At 46.1% G+C, this 11,283-nt stretch carries 7 protein-coding genes; 2 read left to right on the forward strand and 5 right to left on the reverse strand.

The window, feature by feature from the left end; genetic code table 11:
* Positions 1-59: 59 nt before the first annotated feature.
* The 3 genes from RF007C_RS02750 to RF007C_RS02760 all read right to left on the reverse strand — a co-directional run bounded on the left by RF007C_RS02750 (position 60) and on the right by RF007C_RS02760 (position 2,901).
* Positions 60-1,925: a hypothetical protein gene (locus tag RF007C_RS02750; protein ID WP_037297026.1), complete on the reverse strand. Its 1,866-nt coding sequence runs from the start codon at positions 1,923-1,925 to the stop codon at positions 60-62.
* Positions 1,895-2,410 (reverse strand): RNA polymerase sigma factor, encoded by a 516-nt coding sequence (locus RF007C_RS02755; RefSeq protein ID WP_051456486.1) that lies wholly within the window; start codon positions 2,408-2,410, stop codon positions 1,895-1,897. Before RF007C_RS02755 ends, RF007C_RS02750 begins: the two co-directional genes overlap by 31 nt.
* Positions 2,411-2,526: 116 nt before the next feature.
* Positions 2,527-2,901 carry a C-GCAxxG-C-C family protein gene (locus tag RF007C_RS02760; RefSeq protein ID WP_051456487.1) on the reverse strand — a complete coding sequence of 125 codons (375 nt, stop codon included), beginning with the start codon at positions 2,899-2,901 and terminating at the stop codon, positions 2,527-2,529.
* Between the two features lie 150 nt (positions 2,902-3,051).
* Here RF007C_RS02760 and RF007C_RS02765 point away from each other — a divergent pair, with 150 nt between their 5' ends.
* Positions 3,052-4,029 (forward strand): GTP-binding protein, encoded by a 978-nt coding sequence (locus RF007C_RS02765; protein ID WP_037297031.1) that lies wholly within the window; start codon positions 3,052-3,054, stop codon positions 4,027-4,029.
* Positions 4,030-4,156: 127 nt separating this feature from the next.
* On the opposite strand, the gene RF007C_RS02770 is transcribed toward RF007C_RS02765, so the two are convergent.
* Positions 4,157-6,850 carry a DUF6055 domain-containing protein gene (locus RF007C_RS02770; protein ID WP_037297033.1) on the reverse strand — a complete coding sequence of 898 codons (2,694 nt, stop codon included), beginning with the start codon at positions 6,848-6,850 and terminating at the stop codon, positions 4,157-4,159.
* A gap of 453 nt (positions 6,851-7,303) precedes the next feature.
* Positions 7,304-9,697 (reverse strand): glycoside hydrolase family 11 protein, encoded by a 2,394-nt coding sequence (locus RF007C_RS16250; RefSeq protein WP_051456488.1) that lies wholly within the window; start codon positions 9,695-9,697, stop codon positions 7,304-7,306.
* A 761-nt stretch (positions 9,698-10,458) separates the two neighbouring features.
* Between RF007C_RS16250 and RF007C_RS02780 the strand changes: the two genes are divergently transcribed.
* Positions 10,459-11,283 (forward strand): glycoside hydrolase family 11 protein (locus RF007C_RS02780; RefSeq protein ID WP_161634864.1); only part of this gene is annotated, 825 nt, incomplete at its 3' end.

Here is an 11,283-nt window from a genome sequence, read left to right on the forward strand (position 1 = left end):
CTCTGCCATCAGGCTGTTTACCGCCTCATGGGCGCTGATGGCAGACGACAGAACAACGATTATTTTTTCTTGCCGATAAACTTCTGATAATCCTCGTCATCCTTGAATATTTCATCCAGCAGCGGGAGATACTTTTCGGGAGTGCTGCACTTGAATGACAGCATACCAAGATTGACTACAGAAATAGAACCGTCTCTTGTAATATACATACTTTCAGGGGTAGAATTGGAACATACTTCATAATATCCGCCCTCCATTACCCAGAAACTATCTCCGACTTCCCAGTCACAGGAGATAAGTGCATCTGTCAGCTCCTTTACTTTATCAGAAAGATGATAATTTGTCTTAATTGTGCCATCTCTGTATTTATTGTAAGCAACTTGTATTTTATCGGCACTCAGCCATCTCTTCACCATAATATCCGCTATAACATCAGAAGAAGCCTGATTATCATTTTGTTCCGACACGAATTCTTTCAGCTTAACAAAATCATCAGTTCCGACTTTGTATGTACTCAAATTATCATTTCCGTTCTGATCAATTATATCACAGACAACTTTTCCATCGCTGTAGAGCGTAATATCAACATTATCCGTTATAATATATATAGGAGAAGTCATTATATCGATCGAATATAATCCACCGTACATACATTCACGCCAGTCCATATCTATAAGCATTTTTTCAAGCTTTTCCTTTTCGCTGTCCGAGAATAAATATGCATTATTCTTCAACTCATGCATCTCCAAAGTGGTGACGATACAGTTACCATCGAGTGTATCAAAAGGAACATCGCATTTTTTTCCGTCTCTGAGCACATCCTTGAGATAACTATATACATCCGATTCGATTTTGAAATGATTGACTATCTCATTTCCGCTGTCATCATAGCTTGTTACTCTTGTAAAACCGTTGGGATATATTTCGAGCTTATATTTATCATCGATGCAATCCATGCTTATATCGATATGTTCACGATCAGCTGAGGGAGCTTTCATCTCAGTCTTTACCGGCTTATACATTCTCAGCATATCAGCTATATATGTAGCCTGACCATTCGTGATCGTGCCGCTGTTTTCCGGAGTACTGAATTCGGCTCCGCTGAATTCAGTAACGATACCGAAAACATCAACACTTCCTATAGAATTGATACCGAATATAATGTCTCTCATTTTTCTGTACGCTGTAACGGAGATCCTGTAATATTCACAGCCGGATTCATAATTCTCGATCTTTTCATCAGAACCATATCTCACTACAGAACCGTTTCCCGAATAATAAACGGTAATATCGTTATCATCGGGAACTTCGCCGCCTTCGCTGCCTTCTGTACTTTCAAAGAATACTTCTCTCATCTCCATTGCGGACACTATTCCGTTATCATAGAAGGTAACCCTGCCTCCGTCATATTCAAAAGTTATGCCCTCACACTGATACAGATTAGTCAGTGTATCGTCATCCACGACAATTAGCTTTTCAAAATTTGTATTTGAGAACAGTTCAAAGAGCTTTCTGCCCTCCTCCTCGTTGCTTACTGTAGTAGAGTTATAGCTGTGTAGGCCCGAGGGAATATAGTTAAACATAGTTCCGTGGAGTTCTACCCGTCCGAAGGGAAAATTAAAGGCATAGTAATCGTAATTGTAGCCTTCTCCTATGGTCTCATCTTCCTCATTTGAGAACTCCTTTTTGATGTCTCCGCCGAAGCGGTATACAGCTCCGCCGCCGACTCCGCATATAACAAGAGCCGCAGCCACAGCAACAGCCGTCTTTTTGAAGCTCCTCTGAGGCACTACCTCTACATGAGTTACCTCATCAGTATATTCATCGCTGACGGAAGATGCTTTGAGCTTTTTTTCCATTTCCTCGCAGAAGCTGCTTCTGAGCCGCAGCTCATTCAGAGCGTCTTGATAATCTCTTCTCTGCATATCTCATCCTCCCTTTCAAGCTCTGCTCTGAGTTTTTCCCGTCCGCGCCGCAGCAGCGAACCGACTGTATTTTCATTCTTGCCTGTTATCTCAGCCATCTCCTTTATGCTGTATCCCTCATAGTAATGGAGGTATATCACCTGGGCATATTTTTTCGGAAGAGCGGCTATCTGTTCACGCAGCTCCCTGCCCTTGGTGCTTATTTCGCAAATGGCCTCAGAGTTTTCCAGCTCATCCAGTGAGCAGGTCCTGCTGAATCGGAAACTTCTGCGGAGATTCTTGCATTTGTTTACCGTTACTCTCAGCAGCCAGGCTTTTAGATGCTCGTCATCGTTGAACGAACGGGGATTTATATGAAGTGAAAGGAATACCTCCTGAACTATGTCTTCAGCCTCGGAATAGCTGCCGCTGAAAGCAAAAGCTGCACGAAGGACGGTATTTCCGTATTTTCTGAAAGCGTATAATGCAGTACTGTCATTATTCATTGCTATGACCTCCTTTCACTGATAACACACCTGAGATATGTCGAATTGTGCAAAGAAACAAATATTTTTTGAAAAAATTTCAGCCGTCGGTATATGGATATACTGACGGCTCAGAGTCATATCATTTTCTCGGCAAGTTTAACAGCATTGCGAACGCAGTCGTCGCAGCTGCAGAGCATTTTACCCGTCTTTATGCCCTTCAGCTCGCCGCAGTGGGTACTTCCGCACATACTGCGGAATCCGGCGTGGAGTGCCTTTGCTTCCGCAAGCACAGGTATGCCGCTGTATTTTTTCAGTCCGAGTATCATTTCAGAAGCACAGAGAGCACCGCAGGTTGCGTCAAAAGCTCCCATACCGCAGCCAAAGGCCGCACCCATTGCCCTGAGAGTATTCTCGTCCTGTCCAAGCTCCTCCGCAAAGGCAAGGAGAACAGCCTGACAGCAGTTGCTGCCGCTGTGCTTTATCTCAACTGCTCTTTCCGTTCTGTCCATAGCGCACCTCAGTGACAGCCACCTCCTTTTCTGACTTATGTCAGATATATTATATCAGAGTTTATGATATTTGTCAAGTATACTTCCCGCTGTCAGAAATTGACTTGCAGTCTCCGCTGTGCTATACTTATATTATAGGAGGCACTGAATATGACTAAAATTGACCTTATCACGGGCATACTGGGCTCGGGAAAGACGACATTCCTGATGAGATACGCCCGTCATCTCATAGACAAGGGTGAGAATATCGCTATTCTCGAAAACGATTTCGGAGCAGTCAATATAGATATGATGATATTGCAGGAGCTGAAGGGTGACCGCTGCCGTCTGGAAATGATAGCCGGAGGCTGCGACGCCGACTGCCACAGAAGGCGCTTCAAGACTCAGCTCATATCCCTGGGGATGCAGCATTTCACCCGCGTTATAGTAGAACCCTCGGGCATATTTGATATGGACGAGTTCTTTGATATACTTCACGAATCACCCATTGACAGATGGTTTGAGACAGGAAGCATAATCACCGTAGCCGACGCCGAAATGGAGGAGAAGCTCTCTCCGCAGATGGAATATCTTCTGGGTTCCGAGGCTGCCTGCTGCGGAAAGCTGGTGCTCAGCAAGCTCGGGCACATAAAGGAGGAGACTGCCGAAGCTGCCGCAGAACGCATACTCGCACATATAAACCGTTCTCTTGAGGATATACGCTGCGACCGCAGATTTACAATGAAGGATATTATCGCAAAGAACTGGGACAGCTTTACCGATGATGATTTCCGCCTGTTCATGAACGCAGGCTACCGCGGTTCAAGCTATGTCAAGAAATTCAGCCCCGAGGATATAGAGAGCTCGGTACACTATTTCATGCACGTTGATATACCGCCAGAAAGTATAGAAGGACTTATAGACAGCATTTTCGGAGATGAGAGCTGCGGAAGGATATTCCGCATAAAGGGTTCGCTGCCGCTGGAGAAGGGCTGGCTGAAAATAAACGCCACACGTGAAAAAACCGAAACGGCTCCCGTTGCAGAGGGACAGCCCGTACTCATAGTCATAGGCGACAATGTTTCCCGCGAGAGGATAGACAGTTATCTCCGCCCTCTTAACACCGATCCTGAGTACATTTCCGTATAATAATGGTATTATGCCGCAGTTTTCAGTATATAAACTGAAGCTGCGGCTTTTTTACAAACGAAAAGAGCCGCGTCCGCCTAAGACACAGCCCTTTCCGCTTTACAAGGATATGAAGTAACGCCCGTGCCTATCGGACGCTACCGTCAATGAGTATGAGCCTGCGCATTTCCACCATGTCGAAAACGTCTATTTCTCCGTCCTCGGCAAGATCGCCTGCGCGGCTGTCGGTAAGACCGTTCTTTCCAAGGATATACCCCTGGAGCATTACAAGATCTGCAACATTGAAGGCCTTATCCGCATTAACATCCCCTTTTATCCTGCCCGATACAGGATCAGTATCATCAGCTTCTTCTCTGCCACTGTAACTGATCGCGGGCTCTGATACCTCTTTATAGCTGAATTCGGCATAGTCAACAGCTCCCTTGAAGCCATTGGCGCTGCCGCTGTTCCCCAGCAGGCACTCTGCCTTTTCCGCTGCTCCCATTACTGCCGAAGGAGTCAGGGTAAGATTACTGCTGTCGGCGGTGCTGCCGTTTATGAGCAGACTGCCTTTTCCGCCTGATATGCGAATAGTGATACGGCTCCATTCTCCCTTTGGGAGAGCTTCCGGAGCTGTAAGCTTTTCGGTGGTTTTGCCGTCGGAAATTACGAATTCGGCCTTTCCCGCCTCATTTGACGGAGTAAAGCACATATATGCCTTATCGTCACCGAACCTGAACATTTCCTGTCTTTCAGTGCCGCCCTTCCAGAGGGCACCCAAACTTATCTGTATATCATTGTATCTTAATACCGAATCATCGAGCACGATGCAGTCGTCACTGCCGTCAAAGCTCATGACGCCCTTTGCCGAGGTCCTCTCCGCCTGCCACTCCGCCCCTTTCACAAGGGCATCTGTGGCTGCATATCTGTCCTGTGCCCATACGCTCCTGTCATTATCGAAGCTGTATGCGGCTATATATCCATCGGCCTTGCTATGCCAGCCGTTTTCGTCTAGCCAGCCAAAGCCTACGCCGTTATCCTTTGTTTCTTCGTTTGAGTAGTCGCCGTCAACTATGGCGCTTCCCGTATAGCTTCCCTTGCCGTAAAGATAAGCCATGCCCTTTATCACGGCGTTATCCCCTGCGGTCACTGCGTCGCTAACATAAGCTTTCTGAAGCACCCTTGCATTGCCCGAGATCCTGCAGGAATTATACACTACTGCATTGTCTCCGATGACTGCATTGCCGCTCACCGTAACAGTTCCCTGCTGCCAGCCGTTGTCATAGACCCAGCCTCCGCCGTCTACAATGGCATTTCCGTATATCACGGCGTTATCAGACACCGTTGCCTGATTTGCCACCACGGCTCTGTCCTCGATACGGACATTTCCCGTAACTCGGGCATTCCCCAGTACCATAGCATCGGGAGCAACATATACACTGCTGTCAACTCTGGCTGTATCGGCTACCCAGCCTCCGCCGTTGGAATGGGCATGACCTCTTCCCTTTTTATAGCCGATGGAAAGATCGGGTTCCGCACCCTCAAGTGTAAATTCATAGGGATAGCGTCTGCGCTCGCTGCCGTTTTTATATGAGGAATCGCTCTCCTTATGGAAGGCGTTGACTCTGACAAGCTTTTTTGGCATGGCAGTTACCGTAAGATAAGCCGAAGCTGCGCCCTTTGCCGAGGCAGTCATGCTTTCTCCGCTGCCGAAAAGTCCCGAATAGCTTTCTCTGCCGTTTCCGTCAACGGTAACTATACAGACCTGCCAGCCTGCATTGCTGTCGTCGGAGAGTCCGCGGAAGTCAACTGTTATCGAATCTCCCGATGGCTTCAGCGGTATAATGTTTATGCCCGCCTGCATTGGAGCTTCCTCCTCAGGGACACGGTAATTCCCCTCGCCCTGTTCATCAGGAAGGGTATAGAAAAGGTTTCTGTAAAAAGGCTGTGAACCGAGCTTTTCGGCAAATTCCTTCTGATAGGCCTCCTTTGCACCGAAGTCGAAGGTAGCCATGCGCTTTGAATAATTGCCGAAGATCGTCTGTGCATCCGTGCCGAAGAGTCTGGTAATGGTATCAAAGGGATATTCGTCCTGCTTTGCTTCGGAAATAATGCGCTTGACGCATTTAACACCGAGGCCGTCTATATTGTCGGGATTAAAGGAAAGATACATCAGGAATGGCCATACCTCATAGTAATTCCTTCCGTGAGGCAGAGTAAGACTCATATTCCTGAGATAGGGCTCGAACCATACCGTCTTTACGTCACCGGTATAATAATCGCTGGCAAGGTACATCTCGCGGAACCAGTTCGCAAGAGGCTCCCACCATGCGCCCGTTATCTCCTGACCTTCCCATGCCTTCTGGTGAAGAGTCACAACATGACCGAATTCATGAGCTATGGTAAGATCGTCCAGCATGGCCTCGGGACTGATTATCTCAATGCCGTAGCCGTCCTCGGAGCTCATAAAAGCCCAGCCGTCGGGATACTTCGGAAGTCCCGTATAGGTAAGGTACACATTTGTCTTGTACTTTCTTGCGTCGCGTCCGTAAATATCCGTATTCATATTCTCCATGCCGAGAAATTCACCGTAGCATTTCCAAAGCTTCTCATAGTCTTCAAGATTGCGTCTGAGAAAGGCGTCGTTTACCTTTCCCGTAGTGTCATTATTGCCGTAGAATATAACGAAATGCTCGGACTCAGCATAATTTGCAGTCTTGCAGTAGCCCCATTTGTCACGTATAAGGTACTCCTCAGCAGCTTTCGCATCCTTCGGGAGTGCCTGTACCATGGAAAGAGCTATTGCAGCGACTGTCAGAAAAGCAGTCAGCCTCTTTTTCATAGTATATTCCTCCAGTCATAACAGCTCCGATGCCTAAACGGAGCTTCCCCGTAACCTATAATATCATTATACTATTATTCCGACTGCAAATCAATGATTTATTGTACCATAAACGTGTCTTTTTGTACAAAACCGAATCTCACACAGTACCGTATCCTTGTCGGCGCTTATCCATACCATTCTGTAAACAGCCAAAAACAGAGCTTTTTTTCAACGAAAAACCATTGAATTTCAAAAAGAGAAAAATAAAATTCGTTTCTTTGCACAATCAGAAGGAAACGAATTTGTACACAGTTCACTATGAGCCTTCAGAATAAAAATATGTATACAAAGGAAAAAGACAGCCGATAACGACTGCCTTTCCGGGGATATTAAAATTGGAGAAATCTGAAAGAATATGCCGACTGCCGAAACAGTCGGCATTTTATCAAACTTATATACCTGGCAATAGGATTAAGCCTGTGTATAGATCTGACCGCCCTGGAGAGTCTTGCCTCTTGCAGCAAACATCTCAGATACGCTTACATTCTTGTAGCCGTTCTGTGCGAGCCAAGGAAGAACTTCTTCCATAGCTGCTGCTGTTGAAGCATAGTTCTCGTGACAAAGAACGATCTTGCCCTCAAGTGAGCCGTTCTGAGCAGCCTGCTTGATTGTGTTAACGATCTGATCCTTTGAAGCGCCGTTCCAGTCCTGAGTATCAAGACCGCAGGAAATGAGCGGAACATCATAGAGAGCAGATTTAACCTGTCCGCCGCCATCAAGGTAAGGAAGTCTCATGATGTGTGAAGGCTCAGCACCAATGATGCTCTTGAGCTTGCTGTTACACTGCTCCCACTCACTTCTGATCTGCTGTGAACCAAGTGATCCAAGAGACTGATGTGACTTAGTGTGGTTAGCAACTTCCATGCCGTTCTGATATGCGAACTGAACCTGTTCGTTTGTCTTGATCCAGTCACTTACATAGAAGAAAGTAGCTGTCATGTTGTTCTTGATAAGAGCATCCATGATTCTGTATGCAGGATCATTTCTGCTTGTAGCAGAAGCGCCGTCGTCGAATGAGATAGCAACGAGCTTGCTGTTGCCGTTGTTGCCGCCGTTGTTTGCGGGCTGGCTCCAGCTGTTATTGTTCTGGTTATTCCAGTCGTTATTCTGCTGGCCCCAGTTGTTCCAATCATTATTCTGCTGCTGGCCCTGGTTGCTCCAGTCAGTCTGACCCCACTGGTTCCAGTTGTTGTTATTGTCCCAACCGTTCCAAGTATTCTGCTGGTTGTTGTTCTGATTCCAGTCCCAGGTGTTGTTCTGCTGACCCTGGTTGTTCCACTGGTTCCAGTCATTATTCTGCTGACCCTGGTTGTTCCACTGATTCCAGTCGTTGTTCTGCTGGTTGTTGTTCCAGTTGTTCTGATTATTCCAGTCCCAGGTGTTGTTCTGCTGCTGGTTGTTCCACTGGTTGTTCTGATCCCACTGGTTCCAGTTATTATTGTTATCCCAGCCGTTCCAGCTGTTCTGCTGCCCCTGGTTGTTCCACTGGTTCCAGTCGTTATTCTGCTGTCCCCAGTTATTCCAGTCATTATTCTGCTGACCCTGGTTATTCCACTGATTCCAGTCGTTGTTCTGCTGATTCCAGTCCCAGGTGTTATTCTGCTGCTGGTTGTTCCACTGGTTGTTCTGATCCCACTGGTTCCAGTTGTTGTTATTATCCCAACCGTTCCAGCTGTTCTGCTGACCCTGGTTGTTCCACTGGTTCCAGTCGTTATTCTGCTGTCCCCAGTTATTCCAGTCATTATTCTGCTGACCCTGGTTATTCCACTGGTTCCAGTCGTTATTCTGCTGTCCCCAGTTATTCCAGTCATTGTTCTGCTGTCCCTGGTTATTCCACTGGTTCCAGTCGTTATTCTGCTGTCCCCAGTTATTCCAGTCATTGTTCTGCTGTCCCCAGTTGTTCCAGTCATTATTCTGCTGACCCTGGTTGTTCCACTGGTTCCAGTCGTTATTCTGCTGACCCCAGTTATTCCAGTCATTGTTCTGCTGTCCCCAGTTGTTCCAGTCATTATTCTGCTGCTGGTTGTTGTTCTGCTGGTTCCAGTCGTTGTTCTGCTGCTGAGCACCGTTATCGGAAGAGCCTCCCTGTGTAACGCTTACGCTCTTAACGTTAGCAGAACCGTTTGAACGGTAACCCTCGATGTTGAGTGATACCTCATAAAGTGTACCGGACATATCAAGTCCTGCTGCACTCCAAGCGTCGAAATGCTTGGTTACATCGATTGTTCCCTTCATGTAGTTGGTCTGGTTGTTTGCAGAACCGCTTGTCTGACGAACGCTCCAGTACTGAGGGAATGTTGCTGTACCATCCAGTGAAGGCTGGTTGTAACGCATTGTCTTACGGATATCATATGTATTTCCGTTAGCTGAAACTGTACCCTTTACCTCACCGTCGTTTCCGGGTGGTCTCCAGTCGCCCCAACCTTCAACGATGTAATATTCCATGAGAGGGTTTCTGGTCCATCCATATACGCACATATATGAATTGCCTCTTGGTGTATATTCTACGTCATAAGTAAGAACGATATTTCCAAATGCTTTGTAGTTTTTCTTCTGGCTGTCGTAGTTCTTGCCCATACGAGCAAGGAAGTTTTCAATGTTGCTCCATGAGCATGTAAACGAGCCTGCGCCCGGGTTCATTGAAGCCTGGCCCTGTCCGTTCTGGTTCCACATCTCGTAGTCGTAACCGCCTATATTACCTCTGGTCTGCTGGTCAGCAGCTGAAGCAACGACAGGCATGCTTGCTGCGATCATAAGAGCGGAAAGAGTTCCACCGAAGATCTTTTTGATTTTAGTAAGCTTCATTATTTGCACTCACTCCTTTGATTATATCAAAATACGAATCAAGTAATTCCCCTAAGCGTATAGCGCGCGCTGTTTATGTCATAATTATAATGTCTTAACAAAATAAAAAACAAGTCGTTTTTTGCCCAAATTGTGTGTACTGACCAAATATTGCTATCAGATGAGCAGCAATTTAGGGCTATAAATCGCCAAAAAACAACGTATCTACGTTGAATAATTCACCAAAAACAAGCATTTTACAGGACGTAAAAAACAACTTAAAAAAACAGGGATTAATATTATTTTTTTGTTTTAACATAGGTATTTTACTATTTTATTATTTTTATTACCCCTGCCGTCTTATAAAATTATTTCCGACGTTAAATTATTTTCTGTCAAAATCCACAATTACCGTTGTTTTCAGCTCCGCTTACCGTTACTTAAATATAAGCAGCACAGCCCGGAAATGGTAATCGCAATTTTCCGTCAGTGTTACAGCACAAACATTGTTAAGCTTTTTCAAAAAATGGTAAAAATTTGCATTCCATGTTTTTTCCACCTTTTATGCGTTTTCTCCACCCTGCGCCTAAAACAAAGCTCCGAACAAACGTGCCATTTTAATACAGATAGCAATATCTGGCAAGAATTATACTATGATAGCAAATAATGGCTTGTTTTCTTTGAACAGTTATTATATCATAAACTCAGAAAAAAATAGCATTTTTGCACGTGGGGATTGCTTTGATCGTAAATTTGTTAAATAAAACAAAGGAGTGATTGAAGTGAAATCATCAAAAATCAAAAAGATCATCAGTGGTTCCGTATCTGCACTGATGATCGCAACCTGCGTTCCTTTCGTAGCTTCTGCTGCTGACCAGCAGACCAGAGGTAACATAGGCGGTTTCGACTACGAAATGTGGAACCAGAACGGCCAGGGCCAGGCTTCAATGAATCCAAGTGCAGGATCCTTCACCTGCTCATGGAGCAACATTGAAAACTTCCTGGCTCGTATGGGCAAGAACTACGACAGCCAGAAGATCAACTACAAGAAACTGAATGGTATTACTCTTACCTATGACGTTGAGTACACACCTAAGGGAAATTCTTATATGTGCGTTTACGGATGGACAAGAAATCCCCTTATGGAGTACTACATCGTTGAAGGCTGGGGCGATTGGGAGCCACCCGGAGGCGGTGACAATTACGGAAACGTAACTCTCAACGGCAACGGCTACAAGATCCGCAAGTCTATGCGTTATAATCAGCCCTCTCTTGATGGTAATGCAACATTCCCTCAGTACTGGAGCGTTCGTCAGACCAGCGGTTCAAAGAATAACACCACAAACTACATGAAGGGCACTATCGACGTAAGCGGTCACTTTGACGCATGGTCAAAGGCCGGTCTTGATATGTCCGGTACTCTTTATGAGGTTTCACTCAATATCGAAGGCTATCGTTCAAACGGTTCTGCCAATGTCAAGAGCGTTAACGTTGTTACAGGCGGCGGTGAGACCGACGTAACTGTTGAGGCAGGCGGTGCTCAGAGCGGCGGCCAGAGCTTTGGCGGCGGCCAGAGCTTTGGCGGCGGCGATATGGGCGGCTTCGAC

This window comes from Ruminococcus flavefaciens 007c (genome assembly GCF_000571935.1).
In the GTDB taxonomy this organism is placed as follows: domain Bacteria; phylum Bacillota; class Clostridia; order Oscillospirales; family Ruminococcaceae; genus Ruminococcus; species Ruminococcus flavefaciens_F.

Bases quoted from the DNA above. Each gene is read 5' to 3' on its own strand.
- RF007C_RS02750 (WP_037297026.1), bottom strand. From the start codon at position 1,925: ATGCAGAGAAGAGATTATCAAGACGCTCTGAATGAGCTGCGGCTCAGA.
- RF007C_RS02755 (WP_051456486.1), bottom strand. From the start codon at position 2,410: ATGAATAATGACAGTACTGCATTATACGCTTTCAGAAAATACGGAAAT.
- RF007C_RS02760 (WP_051456487.1), bottom strand. From the start codon at position 2,901: ATGGACAGAACGGAAAGAGCAGTTGAGATAAAGCACAGCGGCAGCAAC.
- RF007C_RS02765 (WP_037297031.1), top strand. From the start codon at position 3,052: ATGACTAAAATTGACCTTATCACGGGCATACTGGGCTCGGGAAAGACG.
- RF007C_RS02770 (WP_037297033.1), bottom strand. From the start codon at position 6,850: ATGAAAAAGAGGCTGACTGCTTTTCTGACAGTCGCTGCAATAGCTCTT.
- RF007C_RS16250 (WP_051456488.1), bottom strand. From the start codon at position 9,697: ATGAAGCTTACTAAAATCAAAAAGATCTTCGGTGGAACTCTTTCCGCT.